This is a genomic window from Rhizobacter sp. Root1238, assembly GCF_001425825.1.
In the GTDB taxonomy this organism is placed as follows: domain Bacteria; phylum Pseudomonadota; class Gammaproteobacteria; order Burkholderiales; family Burkholderiaceae_C; genus Rhizobacter.
The window spans coordinates 1-25,175 of record NZ_LMDM01000015.1; the positions used below are offsets into that span (position 1 = coordinate 1).

The 25,175-nt window shown below is 70.7% G+C and carries 22 protein-coding genes; 15 read left to right on the forward strand and 7 right to left on the reverse strand.

Features of this window, described 5'->3' with window-relative positions; translation table 11 throughout:
* Nucleotides 1-191 precede the first annotated feature (191 nt).
* Entirely contained in the window at nt 192-1,787 is a 1,596-nt protein-coding gene (locus tag ASC98_RS13355) for an alkaline phosphatase (RefSeq protein ID WP_056811575.1), read from the reverse strand.
* A 245-nt stretch (nt 1,788-2,032) separates the two neighbouring features.
* On the opposite strand from ASC98_RS13355, the gene ASC98_RS13360 reads away from it, so the two are divergent.
* The 9 genes from ASC98_RS13360 to ASC98_RS13400 all read left to right on the forward strand — a co-directional run bounded on the left by ASC98_RS13360 (nt 2,033) and on the right by ASC98_RS13400 (nt 9,016).
* Nucleotides 2,033-2,683 carry a hypothetical protein gene (locus ASC98_RS13360; RefSeq protein WP_157597703.1) on the forward strand — a complete coding sequence of 217 codons (651 nt, stop codon included), beginning with the start codon at nt 2,033-2,035 and terminating at the stop codon, nt 2,681-2,683.
* A gap of 94 nt (nt 2,684-2,777) precedes the next feature.
* Entirely contained in the window at nt 2,778-3,335 is a 558-nt protein-coding gene (locus ASC98_RS13365; RefSeq protein ID WP_235581255.1) for a hypothetical protein, read from the forward strand.
* A 160-nt stretch (nt 3,336-3,495) separates the two neighbouring features.
* Entirely contained in the window at nt 3,496-4,257 is a 762-nt protein-coding gene (locus ASC98_RS13370; protein WP_056812123.1) for a GntR family transcriptional regulator, read from the forward strand.
* A gap of 2 nt (nt 4,258-4,259) precedes the next feature.
* A complete protein-coding gene (locus ASC98_RS13375) occupies nt 4,260-5,057 on the forward strand; it encodes a transporter substrate-binding domain-containing protein (protein WP_056811581.1) in 798 nt (265 codons plus the stop codon).
* A gap of 16 nt (nt 5,058-5,073) precedes the next feature.
* On the forward strand, nt 5,074-5,733 hold the full coding sequence (locus ASC98_RS13380; RefSeq protein ID WP_056811583.1) for an amino acid ABC transporter permease: 660 nt from the start codon (nt 5,074-5,076) through the stop codon (nt 5,731-5,733).
* 3 nt (nt 5,734-5,736) lie between these two features.
* Nucleotides 5,737-6,387 (forward strand): amino acid ABC transporter permease, encoded by a 651-nt coding sequence (locus ASC98_RS13385; RefSeq protein ID WP_056811586.1) that lies wholly within the window; start codon nt 5,737-5,739, stop codon nt 6,385-6,387.
* A complete protein-coding gene (locus ASC98_RS13390; RefSeq protein WP_056811589.1) occupies nt 6,374-7,117 on the forward strand; it encodes an amino acid ABC transporter ATP-binding protein in 744 nt (247 codons plus the stop codon). Before ASC98_RS13385 ends, ASC98_RS13390 begins: the two co-directional genes overlap by 14 nt.
* 124 nt (nt 7,118-7,241) lie before the next feature.
* Nucleotides 7,242-8,345, forward strand: a complete 1,104-nt coding sequence (locus ASC98_RS13395; protein WP_157597702.1) for an AAA family ATPase — start codon at nt 7,242-7,244, stop codon at nt 8,343-8,345.
* Complete coding sequence (locus ASC98_RS13400; protein ID WP_056811591.1) at nt 8,342-9,016, forward strand: DUF4276 family protein; 675 nt, start codon at nt 8,342-8,344, stop codon at nt 9,014-9,016. The genes ASC98_RS13395 and ASC98_RS13400 overlap by 4 nt, the downstream gene beginning before the upstream one ends.
* Here the strand turns inward: ASC98_RS13400 and ASC98_RS31290 are convergent.
* On the reverse strand, nt 9,013-10,749 hold the full coding sequence (locus tag ASC98_RS31290; RefSeq protein ID WP_056811594.1) for a serine/threonine-protein kinase: 1,737 nt from the start codon (nt 10,747-10,749) through the stop codon (nt 9,013-9,015). The two genes, ASC98_RS13400 and ASC98_RS31290, sit on opposite strands and share 4 nt — an antisense overlap.
* 72 nt (nt 10,750-10,821) lie before the next feature.
* Here ASC98_RS31290 and ASC98_RS13410 point away from each other — a divergent pair, with 72 nt between their 5' ends.
* From ASC98_RS13410 to ASC98_RS13420, 3 genes are all read left to right on the forward strand, one after another.
* Nucleotides 10,822-11,136, forward strand: coding sequence for a pyrimidine/purine nucleoside phosphorylase (locus ASC98_RS13410; RefSeq protein WP_056811597.1), 315 nt, complete (start codon nt 10,822-10,824; stop codon nt 11,134-11,136).
* A gap of 68 nt (nt 11,137-11,204) precedes the next feature.
* Nucleotides 11,205-11,741, forward strand: a complete 537-nt coding sequence (locus tag ASC98_RS13415; RefSeq protein WP_082541625.1) for a molybdopterin-dependent oxidoreductase — start codon at nt 11,205-11,207, stop codon at nt 11,739-11,741.
* Between the two features lie 17 nt (nt 11,742-11,758).
* Nucleotides 11,759-13,960, forward strand: coding sequence for an ATP-binding protein (locus tag ASC98_RS13420; protein WP_162249228.1), 2,202 nt, complete (start codon nt 11,759-11,761; stop codon nt 13,958-13,960).
* Between the two features lie 9 nt (nt 13,961-13,969).
* Here ASC98_RS13420 and ASC98_RS13425 read toward each other — a convergent pair whose 3' ends face one another.
* Entirely contained in the window at nt 13,970-16,678 is a 2,709-nt protein-coding gene (locus ASC98_RS13425) for a LuxR C-terminal-related transcriptional regulator (RefSeq protein ID WP_082541624.1), read from the reverse strand.
* Between the two features lie 135 nt (nt 16,679-16,813).
* On the opposite strand from ASC98_RS13425, the gene ASC98_RS13430 reads away from it, so the two are divergent.
* From ASC98_RS13430 to ASC98_RS13440, 3 genes are all read left to right on the forward strand, one after another.
* Entirely contained in the window at nt 16,814-17,158 is a 345-nt protein-coding gene (locus ASC98_RS13430; protein WP_162249227.1) for a cupin domain-containing protein, read from the forward strand.
* Nucleotides 17,159-17,248: 90 nt separating this feature from the next.
* The gene (locus ASC98_RS13435; RefSeq protein ID WP_056811611.1) at nt 17,249-18,154 is read left to right on the forward strand and encodes a cytochrome c; all 906 of its coding nucleotides are present in this window, start codon (nt 17,249-17,251) and stop codon (nt 18,152-18,154) included.
* Between the two features lie 31 nt (nt 18,155-18,185).
* Nucleotides 18,186-20,969 carry an immunoglobulin domain-containing protein gene (locus tag ASC98_RS13440; protein ID WP_056811613.1) on the forward strand — a complete coding sequence of 928 codons (2,784 nt, stop codon included), beginning with the start codon at nt 18,186-18,188 and terminating at the stop codon, nt 20,967-20,969.
* Here the strand turns inward: ASC98_RS13440 and ASC98_RS13445 are convergent, their stop codons facing one another.
* The 4 genes from ASC98_RS13445 to ASC98_RS13460 all read right to left on the reverse strand — a co-directional run bounded on the left by ASC98_RS13445 (nt 20,970) and on the right by ASC98_RS13460 (nt 25,174).
* Nucleotides 20,970-22,415 (reverse strand): HD domain-containing phosphohydrolase, encoded by a 1,446-nt coding sequence (locus tag ASC98_RS13445; RefSeq protein ID WP_056811616.1) that lies wholly within the window; start codon nt 22,413-22,415, stop codon nt 20,970-20,972.
* Nucleotides 22,416-22,482: 67 nt separating this feature from the next.
* Nucleotides 22,483-23,265, reverse strand: a complete 783-nt coding sequence (locus ASC98_RS13450) for an alpha/beta fold hydrolase (RefSeq protein WP_082541623.1) — start codon at nt 23,263-23,265, stop codon at nt 22,483-22,485.
* 177 nt (nt 23,266-23,442) lie between these two features.
* Nucleotides 23,443-23,763, reverse strand: coding sequence for a hypothetical protein (locus ASC98_RS13455; protein ID WP_056811619.1), 321 nt, complete (start codon nt 23,761-23,763; stop codon nt 23,443-23,445).
* Between the two features lie 103 nt (nt 23,764-23,866).
* Nucleotides 23,867-25,174, reverse strand: a complete 1,308-nt coding sequence (locus ASC98_RS13460) for a 3-deoxy-D-manno-octulosonic acid transferase (RefSeq protein ID WP_369820413.1) — start codon at nt 25,172-25,174, stop codon at nt 23,867-23,869.
* Nucleotide 25,175 lies beyond the last annotated feature (1 nt).

Consider the following 25,175-nt stretch of genomic DNA (forward strand, 5'->3'; position numbering starts at 1 on the left):
ACTGACTGTCGCCGACACTGACTGTCGCCGACTGTTTGACCACAGCGAACGAAGTGAGCGGAGGGAGTTTCGGCGACGGGCCATGAAGCCAGCCAGCGGAGGGAAGTCCTCGGCCCTCTGGGGGCCGAGGACCGCCCCCGACGGCGCGCCACAGCCTCCCCACCCGCGCCTTTGCCAAACGAACCGACCCGTCAAGCAGCCGGCAGCGTCTTCGTGAACAAGGTCGCCCCGGTCAGGTCCTTCAGGTTCACCGTGAAGGCCTTGGTCTTCGCATCGATGTCGACCTGCCCGAAGAACTGGTAGCCCTCGCTCGGCGCCGTGTTCTGCACCGGTGGCGCCTTTTCGTAGACCACCTGCACGCCGAACGTCGCGTCGGGCTTGTTCGGCCCGAAGCTGCCGGCGTTCAGCGGACCGGAGATGAACTCCCAGAACGGCAGGAAGTCGCTGAACTTCGCCTTGCGCGGGTCGTAGAAATTCGCCGCCGTGTAGTGCACGTCGGCCGTCAGCCAGACGATGTTCTTGATGTTCGCCCGCTTGATCTCGCGCAGCAGCCGCGCGATCTCCAGCTCGCGGCCGAGCGGCACGCCGTCGTCGCCGTTGGCGATCGCCTCCCACTTGTCGCGGCCCTGCGCGTCCTTGCCGTCGGGCACCTGCACGCCGATCGGCATGTCGGCGGCGATCACCTTCCAGGTCGCCTTCGAACGCTTCAGCCCGTCGAGCAGCCACGCGATCTGCGGGCGTCCCATGAACGCGCTCTCGGCGGTCTCGGCGGTCTGCAGGTTGGCACCGTTCGGGCCGCGGTAGCTGCGCATGTCGACGACGAACACGTCGAGCAGCGGCCCCTGCGGCAGATGGCGGTACACCCGCTCGCTCTCGGCATCGGGCCCGCGGCGCAGCGGCGCGTACTCGAGGAACGCGCGGCTCGCGCGCGCCACCAGCAGCGGCACGTTCTTCTCGGTGTAGCGCGCGTCGCCCGACACGTCCTTCGAGTCCGACCAGTTGTTGCTGACCTCGTGGTCGTCCCACTGCCAGATCTGCGGCACCTCGGCCGACAGGCGCCGGATGTTGGCATCCATCAGGTTGTAGCGGTAGCGCCCGCGGTATTCGTTCAGCGTCTCGGCCACCTTGCTGACCTCTTCGGTCACCAGGTTGTTCCAGGTGCTGCCGTCGGGCAACTTCAGCTGCGCGGCGATCGGGCCGTCGGCATAGATCGTGTCGCCGCTGTGCAGGAAGAAATCGGGGTTCACCTTGCGGATCTGTTCGTAGATCTTCATGCCGCCCCAGGCCTCGTTGATGCCGAAGCCCTGGCCGGCGGTGTCGCCGCTCCAGGCGAAACGCACATCGCGCAACGGCTTGCCATGCGAGGCCGCCGGCAAACGCAAGTGGCCCGGCATCGGCTCGGACAGCACGCGCTCGTTGTGCAGGTCCTGCAGCACGACGCGGTAGAACACCTCCTGGCCCGCCGGCAGGCCCGTCAGGTCGACGCGGCCGGTGAAGTCGCTGTCTTCGAGCAGGTGCGGCCCGCGCACGCGGTTCAGGTTGGCGAAGCTCGCCGTGCTCGACCACTCGACCCACAGGCGCGCCGGCCGGTCGCTGCGCGTCCAGACGATCGCGCTGTCGGCCCGCGCATCGCCAGACTGCACGCCGGACGGAAACTGCGGACGCATCGCATCGCGCGTGACCACCGCGGCCGCACCGGACGGGGCCGGCTGGGCCGACGACAGCCCCGGCACGGTGCCCGCACCCGCCAACAGCAACGCGTTCGACAAGAAGATCCGGCGGTCCATTCGATTCGTCCTCGGTGATGCATGAAAACGCGCAGTCTGCGGTGCCCGTGTGGCAGCTTCATGAACCGATCCGACACCGCGGGCGCTGTCCTGGTCGGCAATTGCGCAGACACCGTGCAGGCGATGCATTTCACAGAACGCGGCATCAACAACTTGTATGGCCGGGCATGAGCCGCTTGGGCTCCGTTCTGATTACGCTTGTGACGCGGCCGATGGCAGGCCAGCACCGTTCAGGGAGAAGCCCATTGAGTCACCTTCATGCATCGACCGCATCGGCCGCCTGGGCCCATGTCGTGACCCGATTGACGTGGCGCCTGGCGTGCCACCACCTGCGCCGCATGCGCACGCTGGTGCCGCCGATCGCGCTGCTGGTCGGCGGCGCATACGGTTGCCTGGCGGCCAGCCATTTCGGCATCGGCGATGCGGCCGCCGTGCTGATGGTGCCCGGCGACCTCGGCCTCGCCGGCCGGGGCCCCGATGCGCTGCTGCTGTTCTGGACGCTGTCCTATGCCTTGCTGCCGCTGCAGGTGATGGGGCTGAACGACGTGTCGACGCGGTGGCAGCTGATCGAGCAACTGCGGCCGCTGGCCCTGCACGCCGCACCACTCAGGCCGGGTCGGCGGAACCTCCGGTACGCCGCCGCGGCGATCGCCGTGCTGGCGTTGCTCGGCATCGGGAAGATCCTGTTCGGCTCTGCCGCGCGGGACCTGGCGGTCCAGACGCCGGGCGCGCTGCTCGCCTTCCTGGTCGTCAACTGGCTGCTGCTGCACCTGCTGATGGCGATCGTCACGCTGACCACTTCCTTCTTCGCCGCCTGCGGCAGCAACGCGCCGGGCAGCCGCGACACGACCGATCGCCTGCGGCCCTGGGCCGATTCGCGCCATGCGTCGGGCTGACGGGTTCGCGGTCGACAACTGAAAGGAAGGAAACGAACGCCAGTCCGCGGGCTTCTCCCCGGACGGCTGGCGCGCCGATTGCCTAAGCTGCCGCATGGCCCTCGTGCAGCCGCTTTCGTCCGTGCCGGCGGTGTCCACCGCGGGTGGGCCGCGGCCCACCGGCGCAGGTGCGGGCGCCCCGGCCATCCTCGACATCGAGGCCTCGGGCTTCGGCCGCGACAGCTACCCGATCGAGGTCGGCTACGTGCTGCCCGACGGCAGCAGCTTCTGCAGCCTGATCCGGCCGGCGCGCCACTGGACGCACTGGGATCCGGCCGCCGAGCAGGTGCACCAGATCCGCCGCGAGACGCTGCTGGTGCACGGCCGGCCGGTGCCCGAGGTCGCGCAATGGCTGAACGACCAGCTGCACGGCTTGACGCTCTACAGCGATGGCTGGGCCCACGACTACCCCTGGCTCGGTGCGCTGTATGAAGAAGCAGGCCTGGTGCCGAGCTTCCGGCTTGACAACCTGCGCTCGCTGTTGACAGAAGCCGAAGCCCGCGACTGGTATGCCACCAAGCAGGCCGTCAGCAATGAGCTGGGGCTGACTCGGCACCGGGCAAGTGCGGATGCGCGCTTGCTGCAACGCACGCTGCTGCGGCTGCGCGAGTGAATCGCCGCCAAGCCAATTCCACCGTGATCGCCGGCTCGGGTCCGGCACTTGCATACAACGGCCCGCCACACGCCTGCCGAGTGGGCCGAGCGGCCGGAACGCCTCATTTTGGTGAGCCGGCTTGTATGCAACCGATCCATGCCTCACGCTGGTGCCTGCCATCCGCAACAAGCCCGAACACATTGCCGACCGCATCGTCGACGCGATCCTCGCGCGCAAGCTCGCGCCCGGTGCCCGCCTCGGTGAACAGCCGCTCGCCGACCTGTTCGGCGTCAGCCGAACCATCGTCCGCGAAGCGCTGACTCGGCTGGCGGCGCGCGGCATGGTCGAGGTCAATTCGCGCCGCGGCTGGTTCGTCGTGCAGCCGTCGCCGGAGGACGCACGCGAGGCGTTCGCCGCGCGGCGCCTGATCGAGACCGGCCTGCTGCAGTCGCTGGCCGCACCGCTGGCCGGCGCGCCGCTGCGACGGCTGCGTGCGCACGTGGCGCAGGAGCAGGCCGCGGTGGCGGCGGCCGATGCGGGCGAGCGCAGCTTCCTGCTCGGGGACTTCCACGTCTGCCTCGCCGAGTGCGCCGGCAACGGCACGCTGGCCGAGATCCTGCGCGACCTGACCGCCCGCACCACGCTGATCGCGGTGCTGTACCAGTCGAACCACGAGGCCGCGCAGTCGTGTGCCGAGCATGCCGGGATCGTCGCCGCGCTCGAACGCGGCGATGCGGCCGCCGCCGCCGAGCTGATGCGCCGCCACATCGACAGCGTGGCCGCCCACCTCGACCCGAGCGGGGCCGTCGACCCGCTGGCCTCGCTGCGCAGCGCGCTGTCGCCGGTCGGGAATGGAAAAAAGACAGGCAAGGCACAGCCCTTGCATACAAGCCCGCCGGTCGCACCCGATTCTTCTTCCTCATCCACCCCGGAGTACTGACGATGAGCCACCGCTGTTTCCTGAAAGCCCTCGGCCTGCTGGCCGCCGCCCCGCTGCTGTTCGCGGCGTCCGCCGCGCTGGCGCAGACCGCGCTCGACGACGTGCTGGCGAAGAAGCTGATCACGATCGCGATCCCGACCGACTACCCGCCGTACGGCTTCGTCGGCACCGACCTGAAGCCGCAGGGCCTGGACGTCGACATGGCCACGCTGATCGCCGCGAAGCTGGGCGTGAAGGTCGAGCTGGTGCCGGTGACGAGCTCGAACCGCATCCCGTACCTGCAGACGAAGAAGGCCGATCTGGTGATCTCGACGCTCGGCAAGAACCCCGAGCGCGAGAAGGTGATCGACTTCACCGCCGCGTACTCGCCGTTCTTCCAGGCGGTGTTCGGCCCGAAGACGCTGACGGTGAAGACGCCCGCCGACCTGGCCGGCAAGAGCATCGGCGTGACGCGCGGCGCGATGGAAGACCAGGAGCTCGGCAAGATCGCGCCGTCGGGCCTGGACGTGAAGCGCTTCGAGGACAACAACGTGACCGTCTCGGCCTATGTGTCGGGCCAGACCCAGCTGATCGCGACCGGCGCGTCGGTGGCCGGCGCGATGATGGCGAAGAACCCGCAGCTCGGCACCGAGTTCAAGCTGCTGCTGAAGGACTCGCCGAACTTCATCGGCGTGGCCAAGGGCGAGGACAAGCTGCGCGCGAAGGTCAACGAGGTCATTGCCGACGCGAAGAAGAGCGGCGAGCTCGACAAGATGGCGGTGAGGTGGCTCGGCCGGCCCGCCGGCGATCTCCCGCAGTAATCCAAGCCAAGCCGCGATGATCAGCCTCGACTTCCCGGCCGTGCTGGCCGAGTGGCCGCTGATGGCCAAGGGCGTGGGCATCACGCTCGCGCTGACCGGCGTGTCGGCGGTGTTCGGCCTCGGGCTCGGCGTGGCCTGCGCGTGGGCGCGGCTGCACGGCGCGGCAGGGCTGCGCTTCGCGGCCGGCGCCTACGTGGAGCTGATCCGCAACACGCCGTTCATCGTGCAGCTGTTCTTCCTGTTCTTCGGGCTGCCGAGCCTGGGCGTGCGGCTGTCGCCCGAGGCCGCGTCGGTGCTCGCGATGGTGATCAACCTCGGCGCCTATGCGGCCGAGATCGTGCGGGCCGGCATCGCCGCCACACCGCGCGGCCAGATCGAGGCGGCGCGCAGCCTGGCGCTCAGCGAGATCCAGGTGTTCACCCGCGTCGTGCTGCCGCCGGCGCTGAAGCGCGTGTGGCCGGCGATGGTCAGCCAGATCGTCATCGTGATGCTGGGTTCGGCGGTCTGCGGGCAGATCGCGACGGCCGAGCTCTCGCATGCGGTGAACCTGATCCAGGGGCGCAACTTCCGGGCCTTCGAGGCCTTCATCGTCGGCACCGCGATCTACCTGGTGCTGTCGATCGCGCTGCGCCGGTTGCTGAACTGGGTCGGCCCCCGCTTCATCTTCGGAAAGTAGCCAATGGTCGACTTCACGCTGTGGGAGATCCTGCGCAACCTGCTGCTCGCGCTGCGCTGGACGGTGGCGCTGTCGCTGGTCGCCTTCATCGGCGGCGCGATCGTCGGGCTGGCGCTGCTGGTCGCGCGGCTGGCGAAGCTGCCGGGCGCCGAGCGGCTGGTGGCCGGCTACGTGCAGCTGTTCCAGGGCACGCCGCTGCTGATGCAGTTGTTCTTCCTGTTCTTCGGGCTGTCGGGCCTGGGGCTGTCGCTGTCGAACTGGACCGCCGCGGCCATCGCGCTGACGCTCTACAGCAGCGCGTTCTTCACCGAGATCTGGCGCGGCTGCGTCAACGCGGTGCCGAAAGGCCAGTGGGAGGCGTCGAGCGCGCTCGCGATGAACCTGGGCGAGCAGCTGCGCCACGTGATCGGTCCGCAGGCGCTGCGGGTCGCGGTGCCGCCGACGGTCGGCTTCGCGGTGCAGATCATCAAGGGCACCGCGCTCGCGTCGGTGATCGGCTTCGCCGAGCTGACCAAGACCGGCTCGACGATCGCCAACGCGACCTTCCGGCCGTTCACCGTGTTCGCGTTCGTCGCGCTGCTGTATTTCGCGTTGTGCTTCCCGGTGTCCCTGTGGGCCCGTTCGCTGGAGAGAAAACTGCATGGCCACGCCTGAAGTCATCGTCGAGATCGCCGCGCTGCGCAAGCGCTTCGGCACGAACGAGGTGCTGAAGGGCATCGACCTGTCGGTGACGCGCGGCGAGGTGATCGCGATCATCGGCAAGAGCGGCTCGGGCAAGAGCACGCTGTTGCGCTGCGTGAACGGGCTGGAGCAGTTCCAGGAGGGCACGCTGACAGTCGACGGCCAGCCGCTGCTGCACGGCAATGCGGCGGCGATGCGCGCGCTGCGCCAGCGCGTCGGGATGATCTTCCAGGGCTTCAACCTGTTCCCTCACCTCAGCGTGGGCCGCAACGTGATGCTCGCGCCGACGCTGGTCAAGAAGAAGGCGAACCCGGACTGCACCGAACAGGCGCGCAAGCTGCTGGAGCGCGTCGGGCTGGCCGAGAAGTTCGATGCGCAGCCGGAGCAGTTGTCGGGCGGCCAGCAGCAGCGTGTCGCGATCGCGCGGGCGCTCGCGATGGAACCGGCGGTGCTGCTGTGCGACGAGATCACGTCGGCGCTGGACCCGGAGCTGGTCGGCGAGGTGCTGCGCGTCGTCGAGACGCTGGCCGACGAGGGCATGACGCTGCTGATGGTCACGCACGAGATGAACTTCGCCCGCAAGGTCGCCGACCGCGTGGTGTTCATGCATGCCGGGCGGATTCACGAGGTCGGCTCGCCGGAGCAGGTGTTCGGCGCGCCGCAGACGGCAGAGTTGAAGCAGTTCCTGTCGGCGTTGCACTGACACTGCACTGCCTGAATCGAGCAGGTTCAGCGGCGCGCTGAAAAGCGGAGAGAATCGACCGGAGGGCAGAATGAGCTGCCATGAGGAACGATGAATCCATGCTTTGCCGACCTGGAGCGCCACCGTGATCAAGCGGGTCCATGAGAAGAATCAGCTGTCACGACTGGTTCTGAACGGCTACAAGTCGATCGCCGGATGCGACATCGATCTGTGCCGTCTCAATGTTCTGATCGGCGCCAACGGTGCCGGCAAGTCGAACTTCATCGGCTTCTTCCGACTGATCAGCAGAATCCTTGACGAGCAGTTGCAGAACACCGTCGGCGCGGCCGGTGGTCCAGACGCACTGCTGCACTTCGGCCGCAAGACCACCGAGGAAATGCGCGCCGAGCTCTACTTCGGAAGCCACCACGGCTACAAGTTCAATCTGCGTCCGACGCAGGACAACCGGATGATGTTCGCCCGCGAGGTGCTCTGGTGGAATTTCCGGGGTGAGCAGCAGCCGCATACCGGACATTTCGAGACCCGCTTCGCTGAGCCGGCGGAGCACGACTCGATCCAGGATGCGGTGGTGAGCGCCATGCGCAGCTGGCGCGTCCATCACTTCCACGACACCGGCGCAACTGCCTTGGTCAAGCAGATTCACGCGATCAACGACAACGAGTACCTGCGCGAAGACGGTCGCAACCTCGCGGCCTTCCTCTACCGTCTGCAACAACACCACGCCGCGCACTACAAGCGCATCGTCAAGTCCATCCAGCTGGTCGCGCCTTCATTCGGCGATTTCCACTTGCGTCCGACGGTTGGCAACGCCGAGAAGATCCAGTTGGAGTGGACCGAGGCAGGCCAGGACGCGCCGTTCAACGCCAGCGCACTGTCCGACGGCACGCTGCGCTTCATCTGCCTGGCGACCGTGCTGCAACAGCCAGAAGCGTTCATGCCGTCGTCCATCCTGATCGACGAACCCGAGCTGGGCCTGCATCCCTACGCCATCGCGGTGCTCGGCGCCATGATGAAGTCGGTGACCCAACAGTACCAACTCATCATCTCGACCCAATCGGTGGATCTGGTGAACGAGTTCGATGCCGAGGACCTCGTCGTCGTCGACAAGAGCGGCGGCGCGTCGACATTCAAGCGATTGGACTCGAACGAGCTATCCGACTGGCTCGCCGATTACAGCCTCGGCGAGCTCTGGAAGAAGAACCTGCTGGGTGGGAGACCCACGCGGTGAAGCGGGTCCACATCCTGGTAGAGGGGCAGACCGAAGAGACTTTCGTGCGCGAGCTGCTCGTCGAGCACTGCGCGCGCGCAGGCGTCTACGTCACGCCGATCCTGTTGCGCACGAGTCCCGGCCACAAGGGCGGTGTGACCCGCTATGCCAAGGTCAAGCCGCAGATAGCTCGCCTGTGCAGGCACGACTCGACGTCGGTCGTGACGACGTTGATCGATCTCTACGCTCTGCCGAAGGACTTTCCCGGCCAGGCAGATGCGGATTTTCCGATCCAAGGGAGAGGCGCGCAGAAGGCCGAGTTCATCGAAGCAAGCTGGGCCGCCGACATCGACGAGCACAACTTCATCCCGCACCTCATGGTGCACGAATTCGAGGCGCTGCTCTTCGTTGAGCCCGAGCGATTCGCCGACTGGACAGACACGCAGGCCGTCGTCGAGCAACTGCAGGCCGCGGCAGCGGCCCACCACACACCTGAGGACATCAACGACAGCCCGCACACCGCGCCGTCGAAACGCATTCTGCAGGCCATGCCGGCATACCAGAAGAAATTTCACGGCCCACTGATCGCCAGTGAGATCGGGCTGGACGCACTTCGACAGGCATGCCCTCATTTCGGGGCATGGCTGACACGGGTGGAAGCACTCGCCGAAGACGCGCCACCGCAACCTTAGCCGCCGTTCAACTCCTTGCGCTTGCGCTCGTCTTCGAGTTCGCGCGCCCGCACGCAATGCGGGTGGTCGTGGAACGCCGGGTTGGTCTCGCACTCGCGCAGGATGCAGGTCAGGCGCGCGAGGAACTTGCGTGCGCCGCAGGCTTCGCCCGGCGTCTTCGGGCCGGCGGCCTCGGTGGCGGCCGCCGCGGCGGGCGTCGTGGCGACGGCCGGCTGCGCAGCCTGGGTCGTCGACGGCAGCTCGGCCACGGCAGCCTTCGGTTCGGCGCGGTGCTTGGCAGCCCCAGCAGTGGCCTTGCCATCGGCCGCCTGCGCGGCGGCGGGCTCCGACGCCGCGGCATCCGCCACGGCCGGCAGTGTCGCCACCGCAGCAGGCTCGACGACCGCGGCGACCGGCGCCGACGCCGGCGGCTCGATCGCGATCGGCGCGGGCGCCGACGCGGCAGCCGGCTCGGCGTAGGTCGGTTCCACCTCGGGCCCGCCGCGACCCTTCATCGCGAACACCGCCGCGATCGCCAGCACGGCGACACCGGCCAGGCCGGCGATCAGCACGCCGCGGCGCTTCGGCGGCTCGGCCGCCGGCAGTGCAGCGACCTCGCGGCGCGGCGGCGCCGGGGGTGGCGGTGACAGCGGCGGTGACGGAACCACAGCCGCGGTCCGTGGCGCGACCGCCGTCTTCGGCTGCGTTGCCGCCACCGTCGGCTGGAACACCGTCGGCTGCCCGTCGATCGGCTGCGTCGGCGACCACGCGGCCTGCACCTGCTCGCGCGACACCGGCTGCGTCGCCTCGCCGTCGGCCAGCGGCCGCTCCGGCGGCACGAGCCGCCCGTCGAGCGCATCGCGGAACTGCGCGACGTTCTGCGGCCGGTGGCTCGGCCGCACCGCGAGCGCCCAGTCGATCGAGCGCAGCAGCGGCTGGCCGATGGTGCCGCGCTGCACTTCATCGAGCTGCGCGAGCGGCTTGGCATCGTCGTGCACCGCGCGCGCGGCCGACGGCACCGGCGGCCGGCCGGTGATCACGAAATGCAGCACCGCGCCGAGCGCGTACAGGTCGGTCCACGGCCCCTGGCGCAGCTGGCCGACGTCGGCGTACTGCTCGATCGGCGCGTAGTTCGGCTTCAGGATGGCGGTCAGCGTCTGCGTGCGGTCGCCGATCACTCGGCGCGCGGCGCCGAAATCCAGCAGCACCGGCAGCCCCGACGGCAGCAGCAGGATGTTGTCGGGCGCGATGTCGCGGTGGAACACGTCTTCGTCGTGCAGCACCTGCAGCGCGCCGAGCAGCGGGTCGATCACGCCGCGGATCCACGCATCGCTCGGCACGCCGGCGAGCGCCTTGCGTTCTTCCTTCAGCGTGCGGCCGGCGTAGTACGGCATCACCATGTAGGCGGTGCCGTTGGCTTCCCAGAAGCGGTAGACCTTGACCAGCGACGGGTGGTCGAAGCGCGCGAGCAGCTTGGCCTCGTTGACGAACGAGCGCAGCCCGATGCCGAAGGTCTCGAGGTGCGACTGCGAGCGCAGCGACACCTGGTCGCCATCGCCGCGGGCGGCCATCGCGGCGGGCATGTACTCCTTGATCGCGACCTGGCGCTCCAGCGCATGGTCCATCGCGAGGTAGACGATGCCGAAGCCGCCGACACCGAGCACGCGCAGGATCTCGAACTCGCCGAGCCGGGTGCCGGGACGCAGCGCGCCCTGGTCGTCTTGAAGGCCCGCGCTGCCGGTCGGTGTGCTCATCGGGCCAGTTTACCCGGCGACTTCGCCCCTACACTTCCGCCGTCCCGTCCACCACCCTTCGTCGACCCGACCATGACCACCGACAAGATCACCGCCGCCATCTCCACCCGCGCCAACGTCTACTTCGACGGCAAATGCGTCTCGCACGGCATCGAGCTCGCCGACGGCAGCAAGAAGAGCGTCGGCGTGATCCTGCCGGCCACGCTGCGTTTCACGACCGGCGCGCCGGAGGTGATGGAGGTCGTCGAAGGCGGCTGCCGCATCCGCCTCGACGGCAGCGAGGCCTGGCAGTCGTACGCTGCCGGCCAGTCGTTCTCGGTGCCGGGCCAGTCGGCCTTCGACATCGAGGTGACCAGCACGATGCACTACATCTGCCACTTCGGTTGACGGGCTGGCGCGGCCGAGCCGCGCACCGGCGACAGGCCATGCCGTGAAACCAATGCAAAATCCGTCAGATGGGACGATGGGTACTTTGGAGCGGATGGGGGGATCGACGCCGAGCCGGCCTGCTGCTGGCCGCGGTCGGCCTGTGCTGGATCGCAGGCGCGGCGCGCGCGGCGGACGCGCCCGAAGGCAAGCCGCTGCTGACGATCATCGGCGGCATCCAGCACCGCAACGGCCCTGACGGCCTGTCATTCGATGCAGCGGCGCTGCAGAAGCTGCCGCAGCTCAGCTTCTGGACCCGCACGCCGTGGTACGCGACGCCGCGCAAGTTCACCGGCGTGCGGCTGCGCGACCTGCTGGCCGCCGCCGGTGCGCAGGGCCAGCTGGTGCGTGCGGTGGCGTTGAACGACTACAAGGTCGACATCCCGATCGAGGACGCTGCGACCAGCGACGTGATGGTGGCCTGGCTGCTCGACGACAAGCCGATGCCGGTGCGCGACAAGGGGCCCCTCGTCATCATCTACCCGTTCGACGACCAGCCCGAGCTGCGCACCGCGGTGCACTACGGCCGAGCGGTCTGGCAGCTGCGGCTGCTCGACATCCGATGACCGGCGCGCCGCCGCCGGTGACTGCGCCCCGCCGCGGCTGGCTGGTGATGCTGGCGACCACGCTGGTGCTCGCGCTGGCCGCCGCCGCCTATGTGCAGTGGCGCCAGTACGACCTGCTCGACAGCAGCGTGCACTACCAGAACGACGCGCTCGGCTGGAGCTTTTTCCAGCTGGAGACCGAGCACCTGCGGCTGCGCAACGAGATGCACGTGGCGCTGGCCGACCTGTCGCTCGCGCAATCGCGTGCCGCGCCGCGCGAGTCGCTGCAGAACCGCTACGACATCTTCGTGAGCCGCATCGGCCTGGTCGACCACGAGCGCGCGGCGCGCATCATGCCGGACCACGGCATCTACACGCAGGCGATGCTGCAGGTGCGCGCCTTCGTCGACGAGGCCGACCGCTACCTCGGCGAGAAACCGGCGGCCGCGCTCGACGTCGCCGCGCTGCGCCAGCTGCTGGTGCAGCTCGACGGGCTGAGCGTGCCGCTGCACGAGCTGTCGCTCGGCGCGTCGCACCTGCTGTACGAGCGGGTCTCGCAGCGCAATGCGGCAGTGCGTACGCAATCGAAGCTGAGCCTCGGCCTGACGCTGTTCCAGTGCGTGCTGCTGATCGCCTTCGCGCTGATCGTGCTGCGGCAGTTCCGCAGCCTGTCCGAACGCGGCGAGCGGCTGCAGGCGCTGGCCGACAACCTGGCGGTGGCCCGCACCGAGGCCGAATCGGCCAGTCGCGCGAAGAGCGTGTTCCTGGCCAACATGAGCCACGAGATCCGCACGCCCTTCCACGGCATGCTGGGGATGATGTCGCTGCTGCAGGACACCCCGCTGTCGAAGCAGCAGGCCGGCTTCCTGGCCACCGCGAAGGATTCGGCGAACCACCTGCTCGCGATCCTGAACGACATCCTCGACATCTCGAAGCTCGAATCGGGCAACCTGCAGGTCGCGCCGCAGCCGCTGGACCTGGTGGCGATGCTCGGCCAGGTCGATGCGCTGATGCGGGTGCAGGCGCATGCCAAGGGCCTGCAGCTGCAGGTCAGCATCGCGCCCGACGTGCCGCACTGGGTGAATGCCGACGCGACGCGGCTGAAGCAGATCCTGTTCAACCTGCTGAGCAACGCGCTGAAGTTCTCGAACGCCGGCATGGTGAGCCTGGCGGTGACGCGGCAGGCCGACGGCGCGCTGCTGTTCAGCGTGGTCGACACCGGCATCGGCATGGACGCCGCGATGCTCTCCCGCTTGTTCCAGCGCTTCTCACAGGGCGACGACACCACCTCGCGCCGCCACGGCGGCGCCGGACTCGGGCTGGAGATCTCGCGCAGCCTGGCGCGCTTGATGGGCGGCGACATCGCGGTCAGCAGCCAGGCCGGCGTCGGCAGCCGCTTCGTCGTGACGCTGCCGCTGCCGGCGGTCGCGGCACCGGGCGGCGCCATGCCGGGCCTCGCCGCCGACGGCACGGCGCCCGCCCGACCGTTGCGCGTGCTGGTCGCCGAAGACCATCCGGTGAACCGCGCCTACCTGGAGGCGGTGCTCGACAAGCTGGGCCACCAGGCGGTGTTCAGCGAGAACGGCGAGCAGGCGGTGCGCGCGGTGCAGGCGCAGGACTTCGACGTCGTGCTGATGGACCTGCACATGCCGTTGATGGACGGCTTCGCGGCGGCGCGCGCGATCCGCGCAATGCCGCCGCCGAAGGGCGAGCTGCCGATCATCGCGCTCACCGCCGACGCGTTCCAGGAATCGCAGGAGCGCACCCGCCAGGCCGGCATGAACGGCTTCCTGACGAAGCCGGCGCACCTGCCGCAACTGCGCGAGGTGCTCGGCCGCTACGGGCAGCAGGCGACGCCGGTGTTCGCCGCGGTCGACGGCAGCACGGCGGCCGCATCGGCCTCGCCGCTCGACCAGGCGACGGTCGACAACGTCAGCGTCGCGCTGTCGCCGGGCAAGTACGCCGAGCTGCTCGGCCGCTTCTTCGGCCTGCACAGCGGCACGCTGCAATCGCTGCGGCAGACCCACGGCCGGCGCGACCACGAGAGCATGCGCAGCCAGGCGCATGCGCTGAAGGGCGCGGCACTGAGCCTCGGGCTGCGCAGCGTGGCCGACAGCGCGACGCGGCTGCAGGAGGCCGCGGCCGAAGGCTCCACGACACCGGTCGAGCCGCTGCTCGACGAGCTGGACCGGCACATGGGGATCACGCGCGACCTGTGCGTGAAGCTCGGGCTGCTGTAGCCCGGCGGGCTACGGGCCCTGGCGCCAGCGCGCCGCCGCCTGCCCGCGCGTGTCGACGCCCAGCTTGCCGAGCAGGTTGGCCACGTGCCGCTTCACGGTGTGCGGGCTCAGTTCGAGCCCGCGCGCGATCAGCTTGTTGCTGTCGCCGGCGGCCAGGCGGGCGAGCACCTCGCGCTCGCGTTCGCTGAGGCCGGCCAGGCCTTCCGAACGCCCACGCGGCACGGCCGCGTCGTCGTCCTGCGGCACCCGCGCCGCCGCACCGCCCGGCCGTGCCGCGCGCACGGCGGGGTCTTCGCGCGGCGCAAGCGTCGCGGCCAGCCGGCCCAGCATCGCCTTCTGGTCCGTCGACAGCCGCTCGCCCCAGCGCGTGTCGCGCAGCCTCTGCAGCACCGGCCAGCCGCACAGCAGCGCGCCGCCGACCGAGCCGCCCGCCATCGCCCGTGCGATCCACGGCCGCAGCGTCGCCGCGGCCTCGTCGAGCGCACCCAGCCGCAGCCGCACGTCGGCCAGCAGCACCGTCGCCTGCCCGGCCGGGAAGAAGCACGACGGCTCGTGGTCGATCGCCAGCGGCGCCAGCAGCGCCTGCGCGTCGTGCAGCCGCCCGTCGACCAACGCGACGAACGCGCGGCTGAAGCGGTGGCCGTCGTCGGCGGCCGCCCATTCGCACGGGTTCGGCACCTGCGCGAGCCGGGCGTCCAGCTCGCGCAGCGTGGCCTCGTCCTGCAGGATCCACGCGGCGCGGCTGTGCGTGAAGATCGCCTCGGACTCGTGCGTCAGCCGGTTCGGTGCCGAGCCGTGTTCGGCGATGTCGTGCCGGCATTCCAGCGCCGCCGCATACGCCGCCTCGCGCCGGCCGCCCACCGCATCGACCAGCATGTGCGCCAGGTGGTTCTCGGTCAGCACGCTGCGCGGCCGGCCGAGCCAGCGGCAGTCTTCGTCGGCGCGCGCCAGCCAGTGCCCGGCCTCGTCGAGCCGGCCGGCCGAGAACGCCAGCCACACCCGCGCATGCAGCACGCCGGCGCGCAGCTGCGTCGGCGTGTCGCCGAACAACGCGGTCGCGCGCTCGCCGAAGCGATCCAGCAGCCCGTCCATGCCCGGCATGCCGACCCACAGGCTGTGGAAGAAGCAGGCGTCCCACACCGCTGGCTCGGGCACGCGCTCCAGCGCCTGCAGCATCTGCGCGAACCACGGCGCCACGTCGGCCGCGCGCGCCTGCGCATACGCCGCCCAGGCCGCACCGAAGCACACGATGGCGCGTGTGCCGTCGTCCAGCGGCAGCGCCAGCAGCTTCGGCAGCTCGCGCGCGGCCACCTCGGTCTGCGCCATGTTCTCCATCGCGAGGCAGGCATACGCCCGTGCTCGCCAGGCCTGCGCCTCCCGGCCGGCCGCCCGGAAGCCGGCCTCGGCCTGCTGCATCGCGGCCAGCATCGTGTCGAACGCGAAGGTCGGGAAGCAGCTCAGCCCGCGCAGGAAATGCAGCTCGGGCCGGCGCTCGAACTCGGCCGGCGGAAACAGCGCCAGCATGCGCGCGAGGCTCGGCCCGCCGCCGATCGCCAGCAGCTCGGCGCCGCGCCCGGCCACCGCCTGCGCCGCTTCGTCCCAGGCGCCGGCGCGCGCCAGGTAGCCGACGGCGCGCGGCAGGTCGTCTTCGCCCTCGGCCGCGCGGCGCAGCAAGGTCGGCAGCTCGTCGGCGCGCTCGCGCTGCAGGCGGTCTTCGAGGAAATCGCGGAACAGGTCGTGCAGGCGCAGCGTCAGCTCGTCGGCATCGAGCACGCTGACGAACAGGCCGCGCCGCTCCACCTCGGCCAGCAGCCGCGCCGCATGCGGCGACCCGCTGACGTGGGCGCAGCGCGCGGCGGTCAGCTCCGGCAGCACCGCGCAGCACAGCAGGAAGCTGCGCAACTCGGCCGGCATGTCGTCGAGCACCTCGGCCGCGAGGTAGTCGAACAGGTGGCGCTGCGTCAGCACGCCGGCCCGCGCGCCGTTGCCGCCGGGCCGGGCCGACAGGTTCAGGCGCAGCCCGGCGGCCCAGCCGTCGGTGCGCTCCAGCAGCTCGCGCGCGACGTCGGCATCCGCCGGCAGCCCGGCGCCGGCCAGCAGCGCGGCCACCTCGTCCTGGTTGAAGCGCAGCTCGTACTGGCGGAACTCGCCGAGTTCGCCGGCCGCGCGCCAGCGGCCCATCGCAAGCGGCGGCTCGAGCCGGCTCGCCATCGCGACGCTCCAGCGCGCCGGCAGCCGTTCGATCACCCACTGCAGCAGCTCGAACACCTGCGGGTCGGCGATGCGGTGCACGTCGTCGAGCACCAGCAGGCCGCGCGCCGCCTCGGCACCCGCCAGCGCGTTGATCAGCTCGTCGGCCACCGCACGCAGTCCGCGCTCGCCGAGCGCCAGCGTGGCCAGCGCATCCGGGTCGACGCGCCACGGCAGGTCGTGCGGCTCCAGCGCGCGGCCCAGGCACGCGAGGAAGCGCGGCAACTGGTCGTCCTCGTCGGCGCTGACCCACGCGAGCGCGGTGCCCGGCGGCAGCCACCGGATCTGCCGCGCCAACGCCGAGGTCTTGCCGTAGCCGGCCGGCGCGAGCAGCAGGGTCAACCGCCGCTGCAGCAGCGAGGCGCCCAGCGCGAGCTCCAGCGCCGGCCGCCCGACCAAGCTGGTGCGTGGCCGCGGCGGCTGGATCTTGGCCAGCGCGAAGGCGTGGGAAGCGGGAGCGGACGACATCGCGGGATTCTGATGGCGCCAGGCGACGCCGAGCCCGCGCACGACCTCCTCAAATGGGGGGATGGCCCGCCGTCTCGCGACCGGATGGCTCTTTCGGCCGATGCGGCGCGGGGCCGCGGCCCGCAGCATCGCGACATGCTCGTCATCAACCACAGCGCCCTGCCCCGCGACCCGCCGGACGGCCCGAACCCGCGTGTCGGCGTCGCCGGGTTCGCCCAGGGCATCCGCGGCTTCGAGGCCTTCACGCAGCAGCTGGAGCCGGGCGCGTCCACCGGCACGCGGCACCACGACGGCGAGCTGGCCATCCTGGTGCTGCAGGGCAGCGGCAAGCTGCAGCTGCCCGACGGCCCGCAGCGCTTCCAGGCGCCGTGCACGCTGGTCGTGCCGCCGGGTGCCGAGCACCAGGTCGTCAACCATGGCGGCGGCCTGTTGCAACTGGTGACGGTCGCGGCTCCCCCAAAGGGGGTGGCTCCTCGTTGACGCGGCCGCTGGCTCCTTCGGGCGATGTGGCGCCGCGGCGGCGCCGGAACACTGCGAACCTCACTGCAACACCCCGGCGGAGCCCGAGAGATGAACAAGTGGTTGAAACGCGGCGCCTTCACGGTGACCGCCCTGGTCGCGGCCTCGGCCGCCGCGCTGGTGCTCGGCGCGCAGCTGGGCGAGCGCAAGATGCAGCGCCAGGTCGCGCTGCAGGTCGGCGCGGTGACGCTGCCGGGCGACGCGGCGGGGCTGGCGCGCGGCAAGTACCTGTACCTGTCGCGCGGCTGCACCGAATGCCATGGCGTCGATGGCGCCGGCAAGGACGTGGTCAACGACGGCAAGGGCATGCGGGTGCGGGCGCCCAACATCACGCCGGCAGCTGGCAGCGCGGTCGAGCGCTACACCGTCGCCGACTGGGTGCGCACCGTGCGCCACGGCGTGAAGCCCGACGGCCGCCCGGCGATCGTGATGCCGAGCGAGGACTACAACCGGCTGACCGATGCCGACCTCGGCGCGCTGGTCGCCTGGCTGCGGCAGATGCCGCCCGCGCCGGGTGGCCCGGCGGTGATCGAGTTCCCGCTGCCGGTGAAGGCGCTGTATGCCGCCGGCGTGATCCACGATGCCGCCGAGATCATCGACCACGCGCTGCCGCCGTCGCAGCCGGTGCCGGAAGCGGCAACCGCGGCGCACGGTGCCTATGTCGCGAACGCCTGCATCGGCTGCCACGGCGCCGGCTTGTCGGGCGGGCGCATTCCCGGCGCGCCGCCCGAGTGGCCGGCCGCCGCGAACCTGACGCCGGGCGACGGCAGCGCGATGGCGCGCTACGCCGATGCCGATGCGTTCATCCAGATGCTGCGCAGCGGCCGCCGCCCCGACGGCAGCGCGGTCGACCGCGTGATGCCGTTCGAGTCGCTGCAGGCGCTGAACGACACCGACGCGCAGGCGCTGTACCTGCACCTGAAGGGGCTCGCACCGCGACCCGCCGGCAAGCGCTGAAGCCTTTCCTTTTTTTCACAGAGAGACTCCGATGAAAAATTCGTTCCTCCACGGGCTGGCCGCCTTGCTCGCCAGCCTCGCGCTGGCCGCCTGCGGCGGCGGCGATTCCAACAATGGCGGCAACACGACGCCGCCGCCGGCCACCGCCAGCGTCACCGGTCACGTCGTCGACATGGACAGCGACCTGGCCGTGGCCGACGCCACCGTCAGCGCCGGCGCGGCGAGCACGAAGACCGCCGCCGACGGCAGCTTCACGCTGACCGGCGTCGCGCCGGCCGAGCGCGTCAGCGTCAAGGTCGAGGCCGCCGGGCACGGCGCGAACGTCGCCGTGGTCAAGCTCACCGGCGGCGGCACCGGCAACACCGCCGACATCCGCGTGCGCCTGCTGAAGCTCGCCGCACCGCAGACCTTCGATGCCGCGGCCGCCGCCACCATCGGCAATGCCGCCGGCACCGCGCAGGTGGCGCTGCCCGCCAACAGCCTGGTCGACGCCACGACCGGTGCGCCGGTGGCCGGCACCGTGTCGGTCAGCGTCACGCCGGTCGACCCGGCGCGCGATCCCGAGCGCATGCCCGGCGGCTACACGACGCTGCAGAACGGCAGCGTGCGCACGATCGAGAGCTTCGGCGCGGTCAAGGTCGACCTGCGCGATGCCGACGGCAAGCGCTTGAACCTGAAGCCCGGCAGCAGCGCCACGGTGCGCATCCCGCTGTCGACCCGCTCGCCGAACCCGCCCGCCAGCGTGCCGCTGTGGCATTTCGACGAAGCCAGCGCGCGCTGGGTGCAGGAAGGCACGGCCACGCTCGCCGGCACCGGCGCGAACCAGTACTACGAAGGCACCGTCACGCACTTCAGCTACTGGAACGCCGACCAGATCGCCGAGACGGTCGAACTCGAAGGCTGCGTGAAGACCGCCGACGGCAAGCCGGCGGCGAACGTGCTCGTCAGCACCAGCGGTGTCGACTACTCGGGTCGCAGTTCGGCGGTGACCGACGACAACGGCCACTTCGTCGTGCAGGTGCGCAAGGATTCGACCACCTCGGTGTGGGCCGCGACCGACAAGCTCGTGACGCCGATCCACCAGGTGACGATGGGCAGCGAGAACGGCGCGATGACCGAGTGCATGGTGCTCGAGACCGCGACCACCGGCAGCAAGCTCGCGCCGAAGGTGACGAGCAACCCGCGCGCGCAGACGGTCGCGATCGGCGAGACCGTGGTGTTCTACGCCACCATCGACGGCACGCAGCCGATGACCTACGTCTGGCTGCGCAACGGCGTCGAGATCGCCGGCAGCGACAGCAGCTTCCTGTGGCTGCCCGAGGTGACGCTGGCCGACAACGGCGCCGTCTACAGCCTGCGCGGCACGAACGCCGCCGGCAGCGTGACCACACTGGCCGCGAAGCTCACCGTCAGCGCGACGCCGATCCCGCCGACGCTGGTGTTCGCGCCGCGTGACACGACGGTCGATTCCGGCGAGCTCGCGGTCTTCTCGGTGGCGGTGAACGGCAGCGCGCCGTTCACCTACCAATGGAAGCGCAACGGCCAGCCGATCGCCGGTGCGACCGCCGCCGTGTACACCTTCGCGACGGTGGATGCCGACGACGGTGCGCTGTTCAGCGTGTCCGTCGGCAACGCCGGCGGCACGCTGCAGACCGATGCCGCGAAGCTGACGGTGGTGCCGGCGCAATCGGCCCCGGTGATCACGACGCAGCCGCGGGGCATCGTCGTCAACGTCGGCAGCACCGCGACCTTCGCGGTCGAGGCCAAGGGCAGCGCGCCGCTGAGCTACCAGTGGCAGCGCAACGGCACCGACATCGCCGGCGCGACCGGCCCGCTGCTGACGCTGGATGCGGTGACCGCCGCCGACAATGGCGCGCAGTTCCAGGTGGTCGTGAAGAACCCGAAGGGCAGCATCACCAGCGCCGCCGCGACGTTGACGGTCAACCAGGCCAGCGACGACCAGCAGGCGAAGCTGCTCGCGCTGATGACCGCGTGGCTGCCGGGCATGGAAGCCGCCGGTGCACCGCTGCAGTTCGCCGACGATGACTTCAAGATGCTCCGGCTCGACGCGGTGTGTGCCGGCGGCACGGCCGCGGTCACGCTCGACGGCGCCGCCGCTCCCGCCGCGGGCAGCACGCTGCCCACCGGCAACCACACGCTGGCCGCGCAGTTCACCGGCTGCCAGACCGAAGACGCGTCGGTGTACAGCGGCACCAGCAGCCTGGCGTACAGCTTCGCCGACCTGGCGCACCGCGTCGGCTCGGCGCAGTCGACGGTGACCGACTTCCGCGTGACGGCCAACGACATCAACGACACCGAGAAGACGAGCCGCGTGCAGGGCAACGCGAAGGTCGAGCTCGACGGCAGCCTGAACGGCACGACCGAGACCACGAAGCTGCGCTACCTGCCGGCCAACGGGCTGACCGTGACCGACGTGGCGAGCCAGTCGGTGACGACCTTCACCGGCGGCAATGCGCTGATGCACACGGTGACGCAGGGCGTGGAGCCCACGGTGCAGACGCTGCTGATCCGCGAGGAGTACGCACAGCTCGCGTTCAGCCGCGGCGGCGTGAACTACACGGTCGACGGCTTCTTCCAGCTCGACTTCGGCACGCAACCCGGCAGCCTGAGCGGCAGCGGCACCGTGACGATCAGCGGCAACGGCCAGGTGATCGGCCGCGTGCGCGGCACGTCCGGCGGGCTGGTGGTCGAGATCGTCAACGGCGGCCTGCTCGGCATGCTGCCGCCGGCGAAGCCGCAGTCGGCAACGACCGTCGCACGATCGCTCGCGAAAGCCGCCGCCCGCGGCCGCTGATCAGAGCACCCCGGTCGTCATCGCCTTCAGGGTGGCGGCGGCCCGGGTCGTGCACTCCAGCTTGCGGAAGATGTTCTCCAGGTGGGCCCGCACGGTGCTCGGGCTGATGCCGAGCGTGCGGGCCGCTTCCTTGTTGCTTTCGCCGAGGCTGATGCAACGCAGCACCTCGACCTCGCGGCCGGTCAGGGTCGAGGCCGGCTCCGCATCGGCCCGCGCCGCGACGGCGCGGGAGGCGCCGCCCAATGCGGCCACCACGTCGGCATCGAACAGCCCGCGCTGCGCGTCGCGCTGCAGCTGTGCCAGCGCCTCGTCGAACGACAGCGCGGCCCGGCCCGGGCGGGCAGTCTGCAGCATCGCCGATTGCGTCGCCACCGCGAGCACGCGGGCCTCGGCGCCGATCGCCGCGCCGGACACGCCGCGGAAGAAACCCGAACCGTCGAGGCGCTCGTCGGCATGCGAGGCGAGCTCGGCCTCGTCGGCCAGGCTGCCGATGCGGCGCGCGGCGCGCGCGGTCCAGTACGGCACCAGCCGCAGCCGCTCCATCGCCGATTCGCTCGGCGCGCTGGGCTGGTCCCACAGCGCGTTCGGCACCGCCGCACGGCCCATGCCGTGCACCAGGCCCGCGCGGTACAGCCGCTGGCGCGACAGCGCCGGCAGGCCCAGGCGCTCGGCGCAGGCGGCGGCCACCTGCGCGACACGGCGCGAGTAGCCGGTCAGCCACGGCAGCTTCAGGTCGATCACGTCGGCGATCAGTTCGAGCGAGGTGGTGTCGGTGCCGATGACCGGCGCGGTGTCGACGCAGGCCGGGTCCTGCTCCAGCGTGTGCAGCCAGTCGACCGCATGGCGACGCACTGCCTCGACCAGCTCGGCCGGGTAGGCCGCAGCGGCGCGCGAGGCCAGGTAGCTCAGCGCGCGCTCGAGGTCGTAGACGCGGCTGAAGATCTCCAGGTCGCTCGCGGCCGAGACGATGAACACCTCGGCCGGGATCTCGGGCGGGCGCAGGCCGTGCGGGCCGTGGCCGTCATGGCGCTCGAAGACCTGGCGCAGCGACCGTTCGACGGCCGGCGGCATGCCGAGCGTGTGGGCGACGTCGCCGGACACCTCGCAGTGGATCTGCGCGAGCGGCGCGATCGAGCCGGCCAGGTGCGCCGGCAGGCCGGCCGCGAGCATCGCCTGCCGGCCGCCGACGTCGTCGCCCATCAGTTCGGAGAACTCCGGCGCGTTCGCGGTGCAGCCCGACCAGCGCAGCAGCGAGACGTAGGCGGCGTGGGAGCAGGTGTCGCCACCCAGCCCGAGCGCCGCCGCGAGCTGCGCCGCGATCCATGCGGTGCGCGCCGAATGGTCGACCGGTTGGCCCATGCTGAGGTCGCCGACAAAGGCGAGCGCCTTGACGGCATCGAAGACGGTGACCCGGGCGTCGGGCAGCGCGGCGGAGGGGGAGGACATCGGTCGAAGGACTCTGGAAATGAAGAAGGGCCCGCCGCACGCGGCAGGCCCCCGCATCATGCCGCGATCAGCGGGCGGCTTGCGTGGCCTGCACCGCGTCCAGGATGACCGCTGCCACCTTGGCGGGCTGCGACTGCTGCGGCACGTGGCTGCTGGCGACGCTCGAGACCTTGGCATGGATCGCCTTGGCCATCGCGCGCTGCTGCTCCGGCACGATCATGTGGTCGTTGTCGGCGACGAGGTACCACGACGGCTTCTGCTTCCACGCGGCGACCGACACCTTCTGCTCGAAGGCCTTCGCCTGGATCGGGCCTTGCGTCGCGGTCATCACCGCGGTCGCGGCGGCGGGCAGGTCCTGCGCGAAGTGCTGGCTCATGCCTTCCTGCGTCAGCGACAGGAAGCCGCCGCCGTCGGCCTTCAGGTGGGCCAGGCCGGCGCCGGGCGCGAAGCCCTTGCCGACGTCGCCGACCGACTGGCCGGCGTCCGGCGCGAAGGCGGCGACGTAGACGAGGCCGGCGACCTTGGCGTTGTCGCCCGCTTCGGTGATGACCATGCCGCCCCACGAGTGGCCGACCAGCACGACCTTGCCGGGCTGCGCATCGATCGCGCGCTTCGCGGCGGCGACGTCGTCGGCCAGCGATGTCAGCGGGTTCTGCACCGCGACGACGTGCAGGCCCTTGGCCTGCAGCAGCGGCACGACCTTGGCCCAGTCGGAGCCGTCGGCGAACGCGCCGTGGACGATCACGACGCTGGGCTGGGTGGTGTCCGCAGCCGCCGGGGTGGCGGCAGCGGCCGAGGCAGCGACGATGGAGGCGGTGAGGCCGACGGTGGCCAGCTTGACGAGGTTCATGATGGTTTCCAGGTGCGTTGTCAGAGCACGAACTGTCCGCTCAGCTGCGGTTCGGCACCATCGGACGAACATCCGAGGCGGCTGCGAAGGCCGGGCCTGTCGCTGACCGTCTCGCCCGCCCATCCGAAGCGCAGTGGACATCTTGATCGTGCCCACTGATTGCACCTGCCCCGGACGCTATCGCGCCCGCGCCGTCACATGCAAGGTCACGCCGGCATGCTGCTGCAAACGGCTGATCACGGCGAAGAGATTGCGAGCCTGGGGATTTCCCATCGGACCGAACATGCGAATGAGGCTTTTCGGTGAGGTGCCCGTGGCGGCGCCGAGCTTCTCGAAACCAACCGTGGCCTTGATGTAGTCGCGCAGAATCCCCTTGCCGGTTTCTACGTCGCCAGCCAGCATCGTTTCCACGCCTTCCTTGAGCAGCGCATCGCGAAACGCGGGATCGGCCAGCACTCGCGCCTGAACCGTCTGCTTGAAATCTCTTGTGAGGGCCATGGCTTACTTCTCCAATCGTTTGCGCCGCTTGTAGTTCGCCCAGCGAGCTTGCGCGGACTCGATGTCGTGCTGCTGCCGCCTCTTGGTCCCACCGGCGAGCAGGTCAGACTGGCAACCACCTCAACAGGTAGTTCGTCATCCGCCGCGCGGCCCCCCGGTGCGCAGCCGCGAACGCCCTCGCCTGCGCCGCGCGTTGCTCGCGCTCCGGGCTGTCGAGCAGCGCACACGCCGTGCCGACGCCCGCCGCCATGTCCGCCACCCGCAGGGCCGCCCCGGCGGCCTGCGACAGCTCCGCCGCCTGCGCGAAGTTGAAGGTGTGCGGCCCCATCACGATCGGGCAGCCGCAGGCCGCCGCTTCGATCAGGTTCTGCCCGCCCAGCGGCGCGAAGCTGCCGCCGAGCAGCGCCACGTCGGACATCGCGTAGTACAGCGCCATCTCGCGCATCGAATCGCCCAGCCACACGTCGGCGCCCGACGCATCGGCCGGCGGCGTGTCGCCCCAGCCGCTGCGCCGCGCGAGCGTGAACCCGGCCGCCTGCACCAGCGCGGCGACCTCGTCGAAGCGCTGCGGATGGCGCGGCACGATCAGCAGCAGCGGGCGGTCCGCCGGCGGTTGCTTCGCCCACTCGGCCAGCAGCATCGCCTCCTCGCCCTCGCGCATCACCGCGCCCAGCAGCACCGGCCGCGCGAGCGCATGCCGCCACGCACGGCCGCGCGCCAGCAGGGCCTCGTCCGGCGCCATGTCGAACTTCAGGTTGCCGCAGACGACCACCTCGCGCGCGCCCGAATCGCGCAGCCGCTGCGCATCGGCCTCGGTCTGCGCCAGCACCAGCGTGATCGCCTCGACCGCCGGCCGCAGCACCGCCGCCAGCCGCTCGCCCTGGCGCCGGCTCTTCTCGCTGAGCCGCGCATTCGCCAGCACCACCGGAATGCCGCTGCCCTGCGCGCGCCGCAGCAGGTTGGGCCAGATCTCGGTTTCCATCAGCACGCCGACGCGTGGACGGAACTGCTCGAAGAAGCGCTGCACGACGCCCGGCGTGTCGTACGGCAGCCAGGCCTGCGCATCGCCGTCGCGCAGCAGCGCCTTGCCGGCCTCGCGGCCGGTGGCGGTGCCGTGCGTCAGCAGCAGCCGCAGGTTCGGCCGCTCGGCGCGCAAGGCGTCGATCAAGGCCGCTGCCGCCAGCGTCTCGCCGAGCGACACCGCATGCACCCACACGTCGCCGACCCAGCGCTCGCCACGGTAGTCGCCCAGCCGCTCCAGCACCTTGTGCCGGTACAGCGGCTCGGCCCGGCCGCGCAGCCACAGCCGCAGCAGGTAGGCCGGCTTCAGCGACGCCAGCAGCAGCGAATAGGCCTGCCGTGCCAGCCATTGCCGCCAGGTGGCGGTCGGAACATCGTGTGCGGGATCCACG